Annotated in this window: 13 protein-coding genes; 6 read left to right on the top strand and 7 right to left on the bottom strand. The window is 69.5% G+C overall.

Annotated features, from left to right (window positions below):
• Window positions 1–46 precede the first annotated feature (46 nt).
• Window positions 47–985 (bottom strand): LCP family protein, encoded by a 939-nt coding sequence (locus tag ACFU5G_RS13745; RefSeq protein ID WP_377245191.1) that lies wholly within the window; start codon window positions 983–985, stop codon window positions 47–49.
• A 254-nt stretch (window positions 986–1,239) separates the two neighbouring features.
• Between ACFU5G_RS13745 and ACFU5G_RS13740 the strand changes: the two genes are divergently transcribed.
• Genes ACFU5G_RS13740 through ACFU5G_RS13715 form a run of 6 tightly spaced genes read left to right on the top strand, consistent with a single transcriptional unit; the run spans window position 1,240 to window position 9,165 of the window.
• Window positions 1,240–2,550 (top strand): glycosyltransferase family 4 protein, encoded by a 1,311-nt coding sequence (locus tag ACFU5G_RS13740; RefSeq protein ID WP_377245188.1) that lies wholly within the window; start codon window positions 1,240–1,242, stop codon window positions 2,548–2,550.
• Window positions 2,550–4,271 (top strand): glycosyltransferase, encoded by a 1,722-nt coding sequence (locus ACFU5G_RS13735; RefSeq protein WP_377245185.1) that lies wholly within the window; start codon window positions 2,550–2,552, stop codon window positions 4,269–4,271. The genes ACFU5G_RS13740 and ACFU5G_RS13735 overlap by 1 nt, the downstream gene beginning before the upstream one ends.
• Window positions 4,268–5,170, top strand: coding sequence for an ABC transporter permease (locus ACFU5G_RS13730; protein ID WP_377245182.1), 903 nt, complete (start codon window positions 4,268–4,270; stop codon window positions 5,168–5,170). The genes ACFU5G_RS13735 and ACFU5G_RS13730 overlap by 4 nt, the downstream gene beginning before the upstream one ends.
• Complete coding sequence (locus tag ACFU5G_RS13725; RefSeq protein WP_377245179.1) at window positions 5,160–6,299, top strand: ABC transporter ATP-binding protein; 1,140 nt, start codon at window positions 5,160–5,162, stop codon at window positions 6,297–6,299. Before ACFU5G_RS13730 ends, ACFU5G_RS13725 begins: the two co-directional genes overlap by 11 nt.
• 14 nt (window positions 6,300–6,313) lie before the next feature.
• Window positions 6,314–7,489 (top strand): non-hydrolyzing UDP-N-acetylglucosamine 2-epimerase, encoded by a 1,176-nt coding sequence (wecB, locus tag ACFU5G_RS13720; RefSeq protein WP_377245197.1) that lies wholly within the window; start codon window positions 6,314–6,316, stop codon window positions 7,487–7,489.
• A complete protein-coding gene (locus ACFU5G_RS13715) occupies window positions 7,486–9,165 on the top strand; it encodes a DUF6270 domain-containing protein (protein ID WP_377245176.1) in 1,680 nt (559 codons plus the stop codon). The genes wecB and ACFU5G_RS13715 overlap by 4 nt, the downstream gene beginning before the upstream one ends.
• A gap of 217 nt (window positions 9,166–9,382) precedes the next feature.
• Here ACFU5G_RS13715 and ACFU5G_RS13710 read toward each other — a convergent pair whose 3' ends face one another.
• The 6 genes from ACFU5G_RS13710 to ACFU5G_RS13685 all read right to left on the bottom strand — a co-directional run bounded on the left by ACFU5G_RS13710 (window position 9,383) and on the right by ACFU5G_RS13685 (window position 19,099).
• On the bottom strand, window positions 9,383–11,068 hold the full coding sequence (locus ACFU5G_RS13710) for a glycosyltransferase (RefSeq protein WP_377245173.1): 1,686 nt from the start codon (window positions 11,066–11,068) through the stop codon (window positions 9,383–9,385).
• Window positions 11,069–11,081: 13 nt separating this feature from the next.
• The gene (glf, locus tag ACFU5G_RS13705; protein WP_377245170.1) at window positions 11,082–12,233 is read right to left on the bottom strand and encodes a UDP-galactopyranose mutase; all 1,152 of its coding nucleotides are present in this window, start codon (window positions 12,231–12,233) and stop codon (window positions 11,082–11,084) included.
• A 13-nt stretch (window positions 12,234–12,246) separates the two neighbouring features.
• Window positions 12,247–14,487 carry a glycosyltransferase gene (locus tag ACFU5G_RS13700; RefSeq protein WP_377245167.1) on the bottom strand — a complete coding sequence of 747 codons (2,241 nt, stop codon included), beginning with the start codon at window positions 14,485–14,487 and terminating at the stop codon, window positions 12,247–12,249.
• Between the two features lie 54 nt (window positions 14,488–14,541).
• Window positions 14,542–15,945: a hypothetical protein gene (locus ACFU5G_RS13695; RefSeq protein ID WP_377245164.1), complete on the bottom strand. Its 1,404-nt coding sequence runs from the start codon at window positions 15,943–15,945 to the stop codon at window positions 14,542–14,544.
• A gap of 62 nt (window positions 15,946–16,007) precedes the next feature.
• A complete protein-coding gene (wecC, locus tag ACFU5G_RS13690) occupies window positions 16,008–17,255 on the bottom strand; it encodes a UDP-N-acetyl-D-mannosamine dehydrogenase (RefSeq protein WP_377245161.1) in 1,248 nt (415 codons plus the stop codon).
• A 20-nt stretch (window positions 17,256–17,275) separates the two neighbouring features.
• On the bottom strand, window positions 17,276–19,099 hold the full coding sequence (locus ACFU5G_RS13685; RefSeq protein WP_377245194.1) for a glycosyltransferase: 1,824 nt from the start codon (window positions 19,097–19,099) through the stop codon (window positions 17,276–17,278).
• Window positions 19,100–19,384 lie beyond the last annotated feature (285 nt).

The following is a 19,384-nucleotide window of genomic DNA, read 5'->3' as shown; positions in this document are numbered from 1 at the left end:
GGTCCCCGAGGGGACGGCGGCCCGTTCCGTCGTTGCACGACGGCGGCTACTGCACGACGGCGGGCAGCAGGTCCATGTTCTCCGGGGCGTCGGCCAGGAAGCCCGGGAGGTCGTCCTTCGCGACGGCCGCCATCAGCGGGTCGAAGGCCGCGCGGTCCAGCACGACGATCGACTGCCCGTCGGCGCTGCGCCCGGTGCCCGTGTAGGGCGCGGTCATGAACGTGATGTCGTTCGTGGAGATGTCCCCCGCGCTCTGGAACAGCTCCTGCATCCGGTCGAAGGTGAAGTCCTCGTCCACGGCCACGGAGCTGGTGACGGCCTGCAGGAAGCCCGCCATCTTCAGGGGGTCGCTCCGGTTGTTGTTGGCCTTGGCCACGATGGCACGCATCCAGGCCTGCTGCCGCTGCACGCGGCCGAAGTCACCGTTCGCCAGGGCGTGCCGCTCGCGGGCGAAGGCGAGCGCCTCCTCGCCGTTCATCGCCTGGCGCACCGAGCCGCCGGCGCCGTCGGGCACGGTGATCTCGACGCCGTCCAGGGAGTCGGTGAGGGTGGTGAACGACTGGAAGTCGGTCACGGCGAAGTGGTCGACGCGCACGCCGGTGAGCTGCTCGACCGTCTGGATCATCAGCGCGGGGCCACCGTAGGAGAACGCGGCGTTGATCTTGGCCTCGCCGACGCCGGGGATGGGCACCCAGGAGTCGCGCGGGATGGAGATGGCCGCGGCGGTCTGCCGGTCGGCCGACAGGTGCACGAGCATGATCGCGTCGGTGCGCTGGGCGCCGGCCTCCCAGGCGTTCGGGTCACCGGCGGAGATCCGGCTGTCGGAGCCGAGCACCAGGATGTTCACGGGGGCGTCCGGACCGTCGGAGGGCGCGGCGCTGGGGCGGGTCGACTCGTCGACGCCCTCGAAGGCGTCGATCCGCTCGAGGTTGCCGTCGAGCGAGGCGCGGTAGCCGAACCAGGCGGCGGTGGCTCCGCCACCCACCAGCAGGAGGGCACCGACGACGATTCCGGCGACAAACCCCTTGCCCCGTCGGCCGCGTCGCGCGTGACGCAGCCCCCCGTCGACGGGGTTGGGTCCGGAGAGATAGTCGTTCATTCGATCGGGTGCGGCCATGGCCGGTGATCTTAGTATCGATTCCGACTACTACCCTTAAGCCTGCACCGCAACCGGAGAATGCCCTTGCGGGTGAATTCCGTTAAAGGTCGGCAGGGCGCCGAACAGAGAGGGGAACGAGCGTGGTCGCACGCGTCAGACGGCAGCAGAACCGCGCGGTTCTCCTCGTCACGCACCACTACGCACCCGAGACCGGAGCCCCGCAGAGGCGGTGGGGAGCCCTGTCCGGGCACCTTGTCCCGGCGGGTTATCCGGTAACCGTACTGACCCCTCCGCCGCACTACCCCTCGGGAAAGATCACCCATTATTCACCCGCTTTCTCACCCGGTGCGGTAACTACGGGAAACCATGGCGAGAAGATCATCCGGGTGAATTTCCGCGAGCATTCTCATGGGCTCGGGTCACGGGTCGCGGACCAGCTCGTCGCAGCCGTGAGCTCGGTGCTGCGCGGCGTGCGCCGGCCGGCCGGGCGGCCTGCCGTGGTCATCGCCACGGTGCCCGGGATCCCCAGCGTCGTCGCCGGCTGGGCGCTCGCCCGCTGGCACCGCGCCCGCCTGGTCGTCGAGATGCGCGACGCCTGGCCCGACCTCATCGAGCCCAGCGGCATCCTGCTGCGCCGGGGCCGCCGCACCGACCTGCGCCGGCTGGTCCGCGACCTCGCCGCGCGCGTGGTGCACCGCACCGTGACCCGGCTGCAGGCCCGGGCCGACCTCGTGGTCACCACCACCGCGGCGTTCGCGGAGGTGCTGCGTTCCCGCGGCGTCCGTAATGTCGCGGTGGTACGTAACGGCACGGCGTTCGAGGCCGTCCGGGAGCACGCCCCCGTGCCGCTGGCGGGCCGCCCGCTGCGCGCCGTGTACGCGGGCACCGTGGGCCGTTCGCAGGGCCTGGACGTCGTGGTCCGCGCCGCGGCGCTGGTGCAGGAGCGCGGGTACGCGCTCGACGTGCGGATCGTGGGCCACGGCAACGAGCTGGAGCCGCTGCGCCTGCTCGCGGCCGAGCTCGGGGCACCGGTCCGGGTCGAGCCGTCCGTGCCGTCCACCCAGGTGCGCGACCTGTACGCGTGGGCGGACACCGCGATCGTCTCGCTGCGCGACTGGGCGCCGTTCGAGTGGACCGTCCCGTCCAAGCTGTACGAGGTCATGGCCTCGGGCGTGGTCGCCTCCGCGTGCCTCGCCGGCGAGGCCGCGAGCCTGGTCTCGGCGAACGGCGCGGGCGCCGTGGTGCACCCCGGCGACGTCGAGGGCCTCGCCGACCTGTGGTGCGGCTGGCTGTCCGACGGCGTCGTGCCCGCCGCCTCGCCCGACGCCGCCACGTGGGTGGCCGAGCACGCCAGCGACGAGGTGCTGGGGCACCGGTACACCGAGCTGCTCGACGAGCTGCTCCCCCACCCGCTGCGGCCCGAGCCCGCCGAACGAGGGGCCCGATACTGATGGCACGACCGTTCCGGCGTGCGGGCGAGCTCGCGCGCAACCTGGGCTTCACCACGTCCTTCGTGGCCCGCACCGTCGTCGAGGACCCGCTGTGGCTCGCCGTGCAGGCGGCCCGCCGGGCGCCCGAGCGGGTGCGCCGGCCGCTGGTGGGCGCCCTGAACCTGGCGCCGACGCCGTCGGCCCGGCACGCGCTGGGCCGCATGCTCGCGGGCGACGTCACGGGTGCCGCCGACGAGGCGGAGCGGCTGCTGGACCGCCCGGGGAACCGGGGACGACGGGTCGCGGCGGAGGTGGCCGTGGCGGTGGGCCGCCCCGAGCTGGTCGACGGCGTCGCCGGGGCGGGTCCCGCGCGGTACCGCGCGGCCTGGCTCCTGGGCGACGTCGAGGCGATCGGGCCGGACGCGCCCGCCGGGCTGCGCGCGCAGGTGGCCGAGCTCCGGCCCGGGCCCCGGGACGAGGCGGCCGGCCCCGGCCGCGCCGGCGGCCCGCCGTCGGGCACCGTCACCGTGCTGCACCACCTGACCAACTCCCTGCCGCACACGCAGAGCGGCTACACGCTGCGCTCGCACGCGATCCTGGTGGCACAGCGCGCCCACGGGCTCGACGCGTCGGCCACGACCCGGCCGGGCTATCCCCTGACCATCGGGTCGCTCGCGGCGCGCGCGACCGACGTCGTGGACGGCGTCGCCTACCGCCGGCTGGTTCCCGCGCGGGCGGCGTCCGACGCCGCGCGCCGCGCCGCCCAGGAGACGGACCTGCTGGTCGAGGCGGCCCGCGCGGCGGGCGCTGACGTGCTGCACACGACCACCCCGGCCGCCGTCGGGTCGCTGGCCCGTGCGGCCGCCCGCCGACTCGGCATCCCGTGGGTGTACGAGGTGCGCGGTCTGCCCGAGGAGACCTGGGTGGCGGCGCAGGGCACGGCCGAGGCGCGGGCGCGGGCGGCGGCGTCCCGCCGTCGGGCGCTGATGCAGGCCAAGGAGACCGAGCTGGCCCTGGCCGCCGACGCGGTGGTGACGCTCAGCGGCACGATGCGCGACGCGCTCGTGGCGCGGGGCGTGCCCGCCGGGCACATCACCGTGGTGCCGAACGCCGTGCCGGACGCCCTGCTCGCCGCGCACCACCCGGCGCCGGAAGCGGCACGGGCGGCCCTGGGCCTGCCCGCGGGTCCCGCGATCGGCACGGTGAGCAGCCTGGTCGACTACGAGGGCCTGGAGACCGTGGTCCGCACCGTGGCGACGCTCCGCGCGCGCGGCCAGGAGGTGACGGGCGTCCTGGTGGGCGACGGCGTCTCCCGGCCGGGTCTGGCGCGGCTCGCGCACGAGCTCGGCGTGGCCGACCACGTGGTGCTGCCCGGGCGCGTGCCGCCCGACGTGGCGCTGACCTGGCTGGCGGCGCTCGACGTGGTGCTGGTGCCGCGGCGCGACCACGAGGTGACGCGCCTGGTGACGCCGCTCAAGCCGGTCGAGGCGATGGCGGTGGGGCGGCCGGTCGTGGCGAGCGCGCTGCCCGCGCTCGTCGAGGCGGTGGGCGGGGCGGGACTGCACGTCGACGCGGACGACCTGGCGGGCTGGGCGGACGCCGTCGGCGGGCTCCTGGCCGATGCGGGACGACGGGCCGAGCTGGTGGAGCTCGGCCAGGGGGTGGCTACCGAGAGGACATGGGTGCGTAACGCGGAGACCTACCTGGGCGCCTACCGGAAGTGCCTGGGGGTGAGGGTATGAGCGCGGGGCCGGAGACCGGTTCGTACGCGGCGCTGTTCGACGCCTCGCCGACGACGACGAAGCTGGTGACGCTCGGCAACCTGTCGCGCGTGGGAGCGCGACCGCCGCTGGGGCAGTACGTGCGGCTGCTGTGGGCGCGCCGGCACTTCCTGTGGGCCGACGCGCGCGCGAAGGTGGCCAGCGGGACGCGGCAGAGCCTGCTGGGCAAGGCGTGGCTGGTGCTGAACCCGCTGATCGACGGCGCGGTGTACTTCCTCGTGTTCGGGCTGCTGATGAACAACCAGCGGGGCATCGACAACTTCCTCGGGTACCTGCTGATCGGCGTGTTCCTGTTCCAGTTCACCACGCAGTCGATCAACGGCGGCGCCCGGTCCGTGCAGACCGGAAAGAACCTGATCCGGGCGTTCACGTTCCCGCGCGCGGCACTGCCGATCTCCGTGGTGCTGCGCAACCTGCTCAACCTGGGCCCCACCCTGGTCACGCTCGCCGCGCTGATCTACTTCATACCTCCGGCCGAGGAGTACACCTGGCGCCTCGCGCTGGTGGCCGGCGCCCTGGCGCTCCAGGTCATGTTCACCACGGGGCTGGCGCTGCTGGTCGCCCGGTGGGCCGCCGCGCTGCCCGACATCACCAACCTCATCGGCATGGCGATGCGGGTCTGGCTCTACGCGTCCGCGGTGTTCTTCTCGTTCGACCACCTCCTGGCCGACAAGCCCGACATCAAGGTGTGGCTCGAGGCGAACCCGATGTTCATCGTGCTCGACATCGTGCGGGACTGCGTCCTGTACGCGACGACGCCCGACCCGATGCGCTGGGTCGTGCTGGGCGGCTGGGCCGTCGGCACGCTGGTGATCGGGTTCGTCGTCTTCTGGCGGGCGGAGGAGAGCTATGGCCGCTGATCTCGACTACCCGATGCCGCCGTCGCCGGCCGGCCAGAACGGCCCCGCGTCGATGCCGCTGCCGGCCCAGGCCGCTCAGCGGCCGATGACGGGCGCGATCCCGATGTCCGTGCAGGCCCCGCCGCACACCGGCCAGCTCGCCGCCGTCCGGCCGAAGTCCGGGAGCACGCCCGTGCTCTGGCCCACGGTTGCCGTGCAGGGCCTGCGGATGTTCTACCGGACGCCGTCCACGGACACGAGCCACGGCCGCCGGGCCAAGGTAAAGCGGGCCGTGCTGAACGTCATGGGCCAGGAGCCCAAGGTGACGGTGCGCGCCCTGACGGACATCTCGTTCGTCGCCAACTCCGGCGAGCAGATCGGCCTCGTGGGGCAGAACGGCTCGGGCAAGAGCACGCTGCTGCGGATCATCGCCGGGCTGGAGAAGCCCACCAAGGGCCAGGTGCTGGCCGAGAGCACGCCCGTGCTCATCGGCGTCAACGCGGCCCTGGTCCCGGACCTGCCGGGCGAGGAGAACGTGCGCCTGGGCTGCCTGGCGATGGGGCTCTCCCCCGCCGAGGCGCAGGCCGCCATCCCCGACGTGATCGAGCTGGCCGGCCTGGGCAAGTCCATCTACCTGCCGATGCGCACCTACTCCTCCGGCATGGCAGCGCGCCTGCGCTTCGCCATCGCGACGGCGGCCCGCCCGCACATCCTGCTCATCGACGAGGCCCTGGCCACCGGCGACGCCGCGTTCAAGGAGCGCAGCGAGGCCCGGATGACCAGGCTCCGCGAGCAGGCGGGCACGGTGTTCCTGGTGAGCCACGCGGCCCAGACCATCGAGGAGTCCTGCACCCGCGCCATCTGGCTGCACCACGGCCGCCTGGTGCTCGACGGCGAGGCGCAGGACGTCGCCGTCCGCTACCGCAAGTGGGCGTGGGCCTTCGCGAAGGACAAGCCCGAAGAGGCCAAGCGGATCCTCGAGGAGGCGTTCGCCGAGCGCCGCGAGACGCAGGTGCGGTTCGACACGCCGGAACCACCCAGGGGGCGGGTGCGGGAACGGCATGCGCGGCCGACGGGCCGCGACGCCAAGCAGGCCAGGGCCGCGGCCGAGCGCGCCGCGGCCATCCGTGCGGAGAGGAGCGACCTGTGAGCAGACCCCTCGTCATGACTATCTACGGGACGCGTCCGGAGGCCATCAAGGTGGCCCCGGTCGTCGCGGCCCTGGAGGCCGACGACCGGTTCGACTCGGTGACGGTCGTGACCGGCCAGCACCGGGAGATGCTCGACCAGGTCAACGAGGTCTTCGGCATCGTGCCCGACCACGACCTCGACATCATGAGCCACGGCCAGACGCTCGGGGAGATCTTCGCGCGCGTCATGGCGCGGCTCGACCCGATCCTGGAGGCCCGCCGGCCCGACGTCGTCGTGGTGCAGGGCGACACCTCGACGTCGACGGCGGCCGCGCTGGCCGCGTTCTACCGGCAGATCCCGGTCGTCCACCTGGAGGCGGGACTGCGCAGCGGCGACATCCAGTCGCCGTTCCCGGAGGAGGCGAACCGCAAGATCACGTCGCAGATCGCGTCGCTGCACCTCGCGCCGACCCTGCGCAGCCTGGCGAACCTGGTGGCCGAGGGCGTTCCGCTGGAGGACATCGTCGTGACCGGCAACACCGTGATCGACGCCCTCTACCTGGCCGTGGAGCGCCGGACGGCGTTCGCCGACCCGGCCCTCGCGCGCGTCGCGGCGTCGGGCCGCCGGATCGTGCTCGTGACGACGCACCGCCGGGAGAACTGGGGCACGGCGATGGAGGGCGTAGGCCGCGCGCTGGCACGGATCGCACGGCGGTTCCCCGAGTCCGCGATCGTGCTGCCGGTACACCGCAACCCCGTGGTGCGCGACGCCGTCCTGCCGCACCTCGACGGGCTGGCGAACGTCACCGTGACCGAGCCGCTCGGCTACGGCGAGTTCACGCACCTGCTGTCCCTGTCCACGGTCGTGCTCACCGACTCGGGCGGGCTCCAGGAGGAAGCGCCCAGCCTGGGCAAGCCGGTGCTCGTCATGCGCGAGAACACGGAGCGCCCCGAGGCAGTCGAGGCCGGCACAGCGCGCCTGATCGGCACCGCCGAGGACCGCATCGTGGCCGAGGTGCACCGGCTGATGACCGACGACGCCGCCTACGAGCTCATGGCGCAGGCCATCAACCCGTACGGCGACGGGCGCAGCGCGAGCCGCGTGCTGGACGCGACGTGGCGCATGCTCGCGCCCGAGCTGCCCGGCCTGCTGCCGGACCTCGACCTGTCGGAAGAGTTCACTGCCGTTACTGCAGAGGGTGGAGCATGAGCAAGACCAGGGTCTTTATCTACGGTTCGTGCGTGTCGCGGGACACGTTCGAGCACTTCGATCCGGAGGAGTTCGCACTCGTCGAGTACGTGGCCCGGCAGTCGGTGCTGAGCGCGTACACGAAGCCGGTCGAGCTCATGGCCCCGCCGACGCTGGGGTCCCGCTTCCAGCAGCGCATGGTCACCGGCGACTTCTCGTCCAGCCTCCGGTCGCTGCTGGCCACGCACGGCTCGGCCACGGACCTGGTGCTCGTCGACCTGACCGACGAACGGCTCGGTGCCTACCTGCTGCCCGACGGGTCCATGGTGACCCGCTCGGTCGAGCTCATCGAGTCGGGTGCGGAGCAGCACCTGCCCCAGGGCACCCAGCACGTCGCGTTCGGCACCCAGCAGCACTTCGACTACTGGAGCACCGCGATGAACTACATCGGGGAGCGCGTCCAGCACTACATGCCGCAGGCGACGATCGTGCTGCTCGACATCCCGTGGGCCGAGTGGTCGGAGAGCGGGAACCAGACTCCGGACAGCTTCGGTGTACGCGCGGCGGACGCCAATCCCGTCTTCCGTCCCTACATCGAGATCGCGGCGCAGGCACTGGGAGCGCACGTGGTGTCGCTTGACCCGGCCGAGGTCATGTCGGGCCCGCACCATCCTTGGGGAGACGCGCCGTTCCACTACGCGGAGAAGGTGTACCTGGAGATCGTGCGTCGGCTCACCGGCGCCGAGGGCCGGGTCGTATGGGGGCCGACGGCAACGCCGCGCGGCACCGGCAGCCAGCCGAGCGTCAGTTCGCCGGCATCCGACGCTCAGCCTCAAGCGCCGACCAGCGGCGCCCACCGCCAGCTGATCAGTTCACAAGCCGACCCGGAACCCAGCGAGGAAAGTCTCGTCGCGAACCAGGTGGCGGCAATTCATGCGGTCATGAAGGATGCGCTTCCGGGTGATTGGCGGAGACACTGGATCTGGTCGCAGGGGCCGGCCTCCGTCCACGAGTTCATTTCCGGTGAAGCCACGTTCGCCTTTGACGTCTCGGTCAACGGAAACGTCTGCGACATCCAATTCCTCCCTCGCGACAAGTCGCAGATCGATTCATTTATGCAACGCATACGGACACTCGGGATCGAATGGTTCGCGGTCGCCGACAAGGACGACCGCGTCTCGATCGTCCGGGAGTCGATTCCAGACGGCATCGTGAGCGACAAATGGGTTCGAGAGCTGCGCGACCGGATCAGCTCCGTGCGAGAGTCGTTCGAGGCACCCTCCGATTACCAGGCGCGAAAGATCGTAGCGAATCAGGTCGCGGCGATACATGCGACCATGAAAGATGTCCTCCCGGGACGTTGGCAGAGGCACTGGATCTGGTCACAAGGGCCGACCTCCGTCCACGAGTTCATTTCCGGTGAGACCACGTTCGCCTTTGACATCTCGGTCGAGAAAAACGTCTGCGACATCCAGTTCCTCCCTCGCGACAAGGCACAGTTCGAAACATTCATGCAGCGCATCCGGTCGGCCGGAATAGAATGGTTCGATGTCCCCGCGAAGGACGATCGCGTCTCAATCACCATAGAGTCGATTCCAGATGGCATCGTGAGCGACAAATGGGTTCGAGAACTCTGTGACCGGGTCAGCGCGGCGAGAGAAGCATTCGAAGCACACTCCGCCGCCGGCCTGGGGTAAAGGCCGGCAGCTGCCGCGGCAACCGAGGCGGTGCGCGGAAGCCGCCTGCCCGCACAGGACGTTCGCTGCGGGCAGGCGGCACCGGGATCTCCGCGATGTACGGGGCTCTGTCGAGGGGCGGCGTCGCGCGAAGACCACGAGCGACGGGCGCATCCTCCCGATGTCGGTGACCCTCACACCCAACCGCCCTCTCGCCCCGCGAATCACCGGGCACGGGCTAGCTTGCAGCTCCCGTGTACGCCCTGGCAGCCCGTAGCGCGTCGAGGTCGTTTCCGACAACAGCAGCGATTTCTCTTTCGAGCGAATTCTCTCGCGCGAACCGCAAGATCGCCGCCTCGGGAATGCTGTCGTTGATGATCCCCGAATACGCACTCAGCAGATCTGCCGCGAGGTCCGAGTCATCCATGTCCCCAAGACGTCGCGCGAGCTCGTAAGATGTGATTCCCCGACCAATGAGGCATTTCGCTGCGAGCCGATCACGGACGTATGCAGGGATATCAGCGCCGTCGATGATCTTGGCGAGCCTGTCCAGGTGCGAGATCACTCCCCGGAGAAACTCCTCCCAGCTCCCCTTACCTTGAGAAAGGTGCGCACCCTCTCCGGCGACAGGGTCACCGATAATGACATAGTCACGATCGCAAAGAGCGGTGAAATTCTCAGCTCGCACCGAGAAATGCAGGACGAATTCATTGTCCTCACCGTAGTGAACGCCTTCGGGAAACTTGCTCCGGTAGCCACGGATGTCGCTCGTCCGGTAGATACTCGGCGGCAGCATGGTCCAGAGCGAGTCGACGATGTCCAGCCGTTCGTGGCGCATTGCCGGTGCAAGAAGGATTGATCGCCCAGCCCGACGGTAACGCAGCGAGGTTCGCTGGGCCGTGGACGACGCAATGTATTCCAAGAGCGGGGTCAGAGCGCCCTCCGCGAGCTGGTCGTCGTCATCCAGGAACATGACGTGAGACCCGCGCGCGACATCGATGACAGAATTTCTCCCTGCGGACGGCCCTCCTGTTGGTTCTGGATTGCACAATCCTTGAACCGTGAACCCCTTCGTCCGGGGGAGATCCCCGAGCGCCGCCCAGAGCTCCTTGAACGACGCCGAATCCGAACCGTCGTCGACGACCAGCACCTCGACCTGTGAGCCAGCAGGCAGTTTCTGACTCAGAACGCTGTCCAGGGCGCGCCGCAAGGACAACGGCCTTTCGTAGGTCGTGATCCCGATCGTCAGGTCCGGTGACGGAACGTCTTCGAGGGTGGAGTAGTACATCTCGCGCGTCCAGGCAATTCCCTCTGATACAACACGCGCAGGCATTCCCGCCAGGGCGACGTTCCCCGTAGCGCTCCAGTCCTTGTTGACGATTGCCCCGAGTGCGACGACCGAGTCGTTGCCGATACCACCTCGGTTGAACACGTTCACACCATTTCCGAGCCAGTTTCTCGAGCCAATCGTCGAGCCAACCTCGGAGTTGCTCTGGAGCCCGGTTGCCAGATCAAATACCGCGTGATTGCTGCCGCGAACAGAAAGCCCCGGGGCAATGAGATTCCTGGAGCCGATCGTAATGCCCTGGCCGGCGGTGAACGGTGCCTGGATGGATGCGCCGCCCGTGAACGAGTTGGCGTGGCCGATCACCACGAATGCCCCGGCCGTGGGACGGCCCGCGTTCATCGGGAACGTGATGTTCAGCGCGCCACTGACCACGGTGTTACCCGACCCGATCAGAACTTTGCACCCAACCGCTTGCCTCAGATCGATGGAGACGCGACCGCTGCCGCCCACATCGTGCAGCCGAACGACATTCTGCCGACTTCTGGAGCTGAACTGGATCGCCACATCTTGAGGCAGAGCGTCGGCCGAGACGACGCGTACGTTGTTGTAGTAGACCTCATTGTCCTCGAAACTCACATCGACTCCTCTCTTAGGCGTAGTGACCAGCGAGCTTGTTGTCCACCATCGACAGCGCGGCACCGATGGCCATGTGCATGTCGAGGTACTGGTACGTGCCCAGCCGTCCGCCGAACAGGACGTCCTTCTCGTTGGCGGCGAGATCCCGGTACTTGAGCAGCCGCTCGCGGTCCTCGACGGTGTTCACCGGGTAGTACGGCTCGTCCGAGCGTTCGGCGAAGCGCGAGAACTCACGCATGATGACCGTCTTGTCGGTGGGGTAGTCCCGTTCCGGGTGGAAGTGCCGGAACTCGTGGATGCGTGTGTACGGCACATCGGCGTCCGCGTAGTTCATCACCGGGGTCCCCTGGAAGTCACCGGTCTCGAGCACTTCCTCCTCGAAGTCGAGGGTGCGCCACGACATCTCGCCTTCTGCGTAGTCGAAGTACCGGTCGACCGGACCCGTGTACACGACCGGCACGTTCCCGACCACGTTGCCCTTGCTCACAGGCTGCGTCCTGTCGAAGAAGTCCACGCCAAGGCGCACCTCGATGTTCTTGTGGTCCGCCATGCGCTCGATCCACCGGGTATAGCCGTCGACCGGCAGGCCTTCGTGCGTGTCGTTGAAGTAGCGGTTGTCGTACGTGTAGCGCACCGGCAGTCGCGAGATGATCGAGGCCGGCAGCTCGGTCGGGTCCGTCTGCCACTGCTTGGCCGTGTACTCACGGATGAAAGCCTCATAGAGCGGGCGACCGATCAGCGACACGCCCTGCTCGTCGAGGTTCTCCGGCTGCTTGCCCCCGAGCTCGGCCGCCTGCTCCTTGATGAGCGCACGCGCCGCTTCGGGCCCGTGAGCGGAGCGGAAGAACTGGTTCACGGTGCCGAGGTTGATCGGCATCGGGAACACCTCACCCCTGTGCGTGGTGTACACACGGTGCACGTAGTTCGTGAACGCGGTGAACCGGTTCACGTACTCCCAGACCCGCTCGTTCGACGTGTGGAACAGGTGGGCACCGTAGCGGTGCACCTCGATCCCGGTGGTCTTCTCCGCCTCGCTGTAGGCGTTACCACCGATGTGCGGGCGCCGGTCGATCACCAGGACCTTCCGGCCGTACTCCTCCGCGATACGTTCGGCGACGGTCAGTCCGAAGAATCCCGACCCGACGACAACAAGATCAGCGTTCATGTGAATCCCCTGTTCAGCGCTTGAAGAAGTCGGCGATCCGCCGCGGCACGACGGTGACCGCCTGACCGACCCGCCACGTCTCCGACGTGCGGATCTGGACGATCCTGCGCTGCTCCAACGCGACCTGGCGCTCGAGCTGCCGGACGCGCTGGTCCGCGCCGCCCGGGTCGACAGCACCCTTCCCCAGGGCGGCGTAGACCCGCTTGAGCTCCGCTCGGTGCTCGGGGTCCGTGTCGAGGAACGGCAGGTCCCAGTACGACCCGGTGCCGTGCTCCTGCGTGTACCGGATCATGCCCAGCAACGCCCGGTCCTTCGGCCGCGTGAAGAAGTCCAGCGGCTGCTCGGACACGCCGAGCTCGGGGAACCAGTCGGTGACCAGGGTCTTGTAGAAGTCCTCTCGCGCATCTGTCGGCAGGTTGGTGAGGTGCCAGAGCAGAAGATGCAAGGCGTAGTTGACGAACTTGCGCTGCAAGGGCGGGTAGATGCCGCTGCGCACGAGCTGGTCACGAATCGCCAGGAGCGCGAGGTGTGCGTTGTCCGGGGACTTCGACGTCGAGTTCGAGATCGAGGTCTTGACGTTCCGACGGTGAGAGACGAGCTCCTCGTCCAGGATGGTGATCCGGTCGCAGGACAGCAGTGCCGAGTAGACGAAGTAGGCGTCGTTCGTCGAGGTCAGCTCCTGGAAGCGGAGCCCCGTGTTCTGCAGGTAGGTGCGCAGGAAGAGCTTGTCCCAGGGCCATCCCACGAAGGCGAAGAAGGGGTTCGCCGAGATGGCGGCGGCAGGAAACGGGCGGGCCTTGGGCAGCTCCGCGATCCTGACCGCGTGCTTGATCGGGCTCGTGCGGCCGGTGTCCGAGTCCAGGTCACGGGAGCGGAAGACGCAGATGGACGCGCGGTCCGCCTTCGCCTTGCCGTAGGCACGCCCGAGCATCCCCGGGTCGAAGACGTCGTCGGCGTCCAGGAATGCCACGTACTCGCCCTGCGCGCTGTCCAGACCGAGATTGCGTGCGGCACCGGCCCCCTGGTGCTCCTGCGACAGCAGGGTGACGCGGTCGTAGGGGTCGGACTCGGTGAAGTTCTGCAGTTCCTCCATCGAGCCGTCGGTCGAGCCGTCGTCGACCAGGATGATCTCCAGGTCACGAAGTGACTGCGCCCGGAGCGACGCCAAGCAGTCCTTGAGATAAGGCATCGCGTTGTAGACCGGGATGACGACGGACACCTTCACGCGAGCGGTCTCGTGCTGGTAGTAGTACTCGTCCGCGTCCCGCATGATCCACTGGACGCGGCTCCATTCGCCGACGCCGAACGCCGACTGGATCAGCATGCCGCGCTCGGCGTCCTTCTTCAGCACGTCCGACACCATGTGGCAGTACTCCCGGCGCAGGCTGGGTGCCAGACGCTTCATCGTGAAGTCGATGTTGTGCCACCGCTTGAGCCCGTAGACGCCGATGAAGTCCTCCGACAGCTCGGAGTGCCCGAGGAGCCATTCCCGGATCCAGTCGTACTCCTGCAGCGCCACGTCCGCCTTGCCGGTCGACTTCACCGAGGAGTTGGGGTTGTCGCGGCGGTTCTCGTAGAAGACCTCGTTGACGTACATGACTCGGCGAGCAAGGCACATCGTCTGGAAGAAGAACCCGTTGTCCTGGTACGACGCACCCGGGGTCTCGTGGTGCCAGATCTCGTTCTCGACGAGGAACTCTCGGCGGTAGATGCCGCACCAGGTGTTCATCGGGTAGCGGAAGATTCCGACCTGCTCGGCCGGGTCGAGGACCTGGCCGTAGACCGCCGGGTTCGACGCAGACGGCACGATCACCTCGGTGCGGTGCTCGCCGACCCCGCGGAAGCGCAGGTAGTCCGCCTTCACGATGTCAAGGTCGTGCTCCCGCCCCGCACGCCAGAGCGTCTCGAACATGGCCGGCCGCACGACGTCGTCCGGCTCAAGGATTCCGATGTACTCGCCGGTCGCGTGCCGGAGTGCAACGTTCATGGCCACGCCGTAGCCCGCGTTGGCCTGGGTGACGACCTTGAGGCGGACCGAGTACTCCTGCGCGTACCGCGCCAGGATCTCCGAGCTCGAGTCGGTCGAGCCGTCGTCGACGCAGATGATCTCCAGGTCGGTCAACGTCTGATGGATCAGGCTGTCGAGCGCGGCCTCAAGGTACTGCTCGACGTTGAAGGTAGGAACCAGGACCGAGACACTCGGCCGGCCGGAATCCTGATCGGTAGTCGCGGTAGGCGTGAAGCTATCGGTCATCGCGCTCGGTGTTCCTATCGTCATGGTGTTTGTCAGGACAGGGGTTGAAGAAGCTCAATGCGCTGCCATCCGTCTCGTGTCGGGAATGGCGACGGCGTGCGCCGCGCTCGGCGCGCCCTGAGCGGTCGGGCTCTCGCGAAGAGCCGTTCGCACTTCGTCGGCTCGCCGTCCGGCGGTCAGGTCGGCGACGGCGCCGGCAATCCCATCCAGACCGGCTGCCGTGACACCAAGGCCTGCTCGGGCAAGCGCCTGCGCACGCCTTTCCTGGTCGTCCCGCAACGTCACCGCACTCGGCAGATAGACACCCGGCGTCCCGGTGTGCAGGTTCTCGTGCACGGAGTTGTAGCCCGCGCCGGTCACCGTGAACTCCCACGCGCCGGCCACGTCGACCAGCGGGAAGCGCGCGTCGATGGTCGTCACGTCGTGCGCGACGGCAGAGGACAGCAGCGGCGAGCGGACCACGACCGGCACGATGTCGCCGGCGTCGCGAACGGCCCGCACGGCAGCGGCCGTGGCCGACCCGTCGCCGTTGCCGCCGGAGAGCTGCACGAGCGCGTACCGCCGCTCCGGGTCGAGCCCGAGCGAGGCGAGGGCCTTCTCCCGCGGCATCAGCGAGGCCGGCGCGAGGGAGACCGGGTCGATCCATGTCGCGTCCCGGAAGACCTCTGGCGCGGTCTCCCGTGTCTCGGCGATGTCGCCCGGCACGATCACCGAGGTGACGTGGTCACGCCAGCTCTTCACCTGCGTCAGGTCGGTACCCTCGCGCCACAGCCCGCGGCGCAGCCACACCAGCGGCAGGCCGGCCAGGTCCGCGACGTCCGTCAGCGAGGGGTACACCCATGTGCCGTCGAAGACGATCGACGCGGGGCGGAACTCAGCGATCTCGTCTAGGAGCCGGCGCGTGAACTGCCTGCGCCACTGGTCCTGGCCGACACCAGCAGCGGACTGGCTCGGGAAGTACGCGACGTCATAGCCGGCGGCAGCGACCGTCGAGGCGGCCGTCGAGAGGGTGAGGATCCGGCCGTCGAGCGCGCTGCCCGCGTGCCGCAACACCGCGGCGCACCGGGCGATGTGCCCCATGCCGCCGCCGTTGCTGGTCACGAACAGCACGCGCGGCGCAGCGCCCTGAACCGCATCCACGGGAGCGATCCCGCGCCACGCGGCCCACGCCGACTGCGATGCCCCGGTCGCCGCCTCACGGCTGGTCCGTTCGATCCGCTCGAGCGCCTGCTCCTGCACCCACTCGTGCCGCGAGGCCTTCGCCCGCGTGTCCTGCACCGTCGCCTCAAGGCGGTCGATCCGCTGCCGCAGTCGTGTCTCGGTCCGCGCGGACAACCACGACACGGCTCCGGCCACGAGGACGCTCACGGACACCAGCACGCCCAGCACACCCACGAACACGAGCCAGGCGTTCGGCGGCGTCCCGACCAGGCCCAGCGTCAGCACGGCCGCGGCCACGACGACGAGGGTGGCCGTCACGACGACGGCCACCCCTCGACGCCGGAACCGGGCGAGCCGGCTCAACGCAGGATCCCCCGCGTGTCCACCACGCGTGCCTCCGCCAGGGGGCCGGCGAGCGCGCGGAACTGCGTGTGGTCCACCAGCAGCACGTGCACCTGACCGGCCGCGAGCGCCTCCTCGGTGTCCGCCAGCCGCACGTTCGGCAGGTCGGCGAGCTGTGCCGGGAGCTCGTCCACGTTCGGCTCCACGGCCAGCACGGTCGCGTGCGGGAACGTCCGCGCTATCTCGGTGGTGATCGTCATGGCGGGCGACTCCCGGAGGTCGTCGATGTTCGGCTTGAACGCCAGCCCGTAGGCGGCGATCACCGGGTTCGGCGCGCCGAGGTCCGCGACCGCGTCGACGACCTTGTGCAGCACCCAGCGCGGCTTGCCGTCGTTGACCTCGCGCGCCGTCCGGATCAGCCGCGCCTCCTCGGGGGCGGCGTCCACGATGAACCACGGGTCGACCGCGATGCAGTGCCCGCCCACGCCCGGACCGGGCTGCAGGATGTTCACGCGCGGGTGGTGGTTCGCGAGCCGGATGAGCTCCCAGACGTCGACACCCAGCTTGTCCGCGACGAGCGACAGCTCGTTGGCGAACGCGATGTTCACGTCGCGGAACGAGTTCTCGACGAGCTTGGCCGTCTCGGCGGTCACGGCGTCGGTCAGCAGGATCTCGCCCTGGCAGAACACCTGGTACAGCTCGCGGGCCCGCTGCGCGGCCTCGGGGGTGAGGCCGCCCACGATGCGGTCGTTGGTGACCAGCTCGACCATGATGCGTCCGGGCAGCACCCGCTCGGGGCAGTGCGCGAACCAGACGACGGGCCGGTCGCCCGAGCCGTCCAGGCTGAGGTCTGGCCGCTGGTCCAGCACCCATTCGGCCATGCGCCGGGTGGTCCCGGGCGGCGACGTGGACTCCAGGACGATCAGCTCGCCGCCGCGCAGCACGGGGGCGATCGCCTCGGCGGCGGCCTTGATGTAGGACAGGTCCGGCTTGTGGTCGTCCACGAACGGCGTCGGGACGGCCACGATGTAGGCGTCGGCCGGCTCGGGCGCCGGGACCGCGCGCAGGCGACCCGAGGCCACCGCGTCTGATACGTATCCGGCCAGGTCGGGCTCAACGAAGGGCACTTGGCCACGGTTCACCGCGCCCACGGTCGCGGAACTCACGTCGACGCCCGTCACCGGCACGCCGTTGGCGGCCAGGATCGCGGCCGTAGGCAGGCCGATGTACCCGAGGCCGACCACCGCGACGGTGCTGATACCCATGAGCTCCCTCTTTCGTACGTTCAGAACATGACGTGCGTCGCCGCACGCCCGAAGTGCTGGACCTGGCCGCTGGCGAGCAGCTCGGCGTCGCTGACCGTCCAGGAGTGCCCGCCCGGGGCCGATCGCACCTGGACGAAGTTGAACCGGTCGGCGGAGTAGACGATCCCGCCCGCCTCGACGAGGTCGGCGAGGAACGCGGTGTCCTCGCCCCGTTCGAGCGCGCGGAAACCCACCCTCGTGGCGGCCGCGCGACTGGCGACGATCGTCGGCCCCATCACGCGGTCCGTGTACCGGTGCTCCCGGTCCGCGAAGCGCAGGATCGTGGCGTCCGCGCCCTCCAGGTACATGTAGTGCGCCTGCTTGCCCACCACGTCGGCCCCGGAGTACGCCAGGGCGTACAGCTGGTCGGACAGGTACTGGGGGCCGTACAGGTCGTCATCGTCGATCTTGGCCACGACGTCGCCGTCGGCCGCGTCCAGCAGCAGGTTCAGGCACGCGCCGAGCGGCAGATCCGCCGGAGCGGACAGCAGCTCCAGCGAGCCGACGCCCGCCTCCTTCGCGCGGGCGCGCAGGTCGGCGTCGTCCGCCTCGAAGCCGTGCGTCAGGAGCGCGACCTGCAGGTCCACAGCCTCCTGGGCACCCAGCACGGCCAGCACGTGGTCGAGCTGGTGCGGGCGGTTCGTCGAGACCAGGGCGGTCACGCCCGGCCGCGCGGCGACGGGAGAGGCGACCAGCCCGGCGTCGTGCAGCACCTTCTGCGAGCGCGCCGCGTAGGTGTGCTCGCGCCAGATGCGGCGCTGGCCCTTGTGGACGGCGCGGTCGCGCAGCTCCGGTGAGCGCACGAGCGCGCGGATCGCGTGCGCGCCGGCCTCGCGGGTCTCGGCGACGAAGACCTCGTCCGGCGGGAAGAACTCCCCCACGGCCGCGCTCGGCGTCGAGACGACGGGCGTGCCGCTGGCCGTGATCTCGAAGATCCGCCGCGCGCACATGGACGGCGAGCCGACCACCGAGTTCACGTTCAGGAAGACCTTGTACTCGCGGTAGGCGGTCAGCATGCGGTCGTAGTCGAGCGAGCCGACGACGCGGCCGTCCAGCGGCGCAGGGAACTGGTACTTCTCGTCCCTGCCGCGGAACCGGCTGAAGATCTCCAGCCCGTGCTCCATCGTCGGCGACACGTCGAGGGCGGCGCCGAGCAGCAGGTCCATCTGCTCGCGCCGCTCCGGGTACTTGTGCGCGAAGTACATGCCGGCGAACGCGACGTCCCGCTCCGGGCCGCGGCCGTGCAGGCGCACGGGGTTGTGGACGGCAGGCTGCGCGGCGAACTCCAGCACGCCCACCCGCTCGTGCCCGAGCGCCTCGACGTAGGCGGGCAGCCGGTCGACGTCGGTGGTGTAGACACGGTCGAACAGCCGGGCGGCGTCAAGGAAGTCCTCGAAGTGGACCGGGTCCTCCTTGTTCCAGAACACCGTGGGCACGCCCGCCGCACGACATGCCTCGACAAGCTCGACGAACGCGGGCCGCGGAGCCGACGTCCCCGTGAGGTGGTACTGCCACGCGCCGCCGTTGCCGTTCCAGGCGGACTCCACGAACAGCAGGTCCAGGCCGGCGGACAGCTCGTCCCGCCAGGTCGCGGGGGTCACGGCGACCTGGTCCCACTCGAGCGCGAACGCAAGCCGCGAGAAGTCGTCCAGGATCACGCCGACGCGCAGGTCACGCGCTCCGCCGACGACGGCGGGTCCAGCCACGCCGCCGTCCACCACGAGACCGGACACCGGACGCGCGGGCCACGGGTCGAACGTGAGGCCGTTCCTGGTCTGCCGGGCCCCGCCCACCTGCGCGGCCATCGGCACGCGCTGCCTGACCAGGTGCGTCCGCAGCTGCTCCACCCCGCCATGCCGCAGGTGCCACAGCGCGCGGCGGAGCCTACGCACCCCGCCCGACGCGCGATCCTTCACGGCAAGAATGTCCTTGTCTGCCCGAAAGCAATGAGTGAGATGGGCACCCACCAGGCGCGAAAAGGAAGGTGCCGGAGTTCAGGATGCGCCATTGGTGACCTGATGCTACAAGCGGCCCATACCCACCCATTGCTGATAGCGGGTGAAAGGCGTCGATGTTCACCCGGGCGATAT

Source organism: Promicromonospora sp. NPDC057488, assembly GCF_042802395.1.
GTDB lineage: Bacteria > Actinomycetota > Actinomycetes > Actinomycetales > Cellulomonadaceae > Promicromonospora.
The sequence above is the reverse complement of the archived record's forward strand: the minus strand, read 5'-3'. Positions and strand labels throughout refer to the sequence as shown.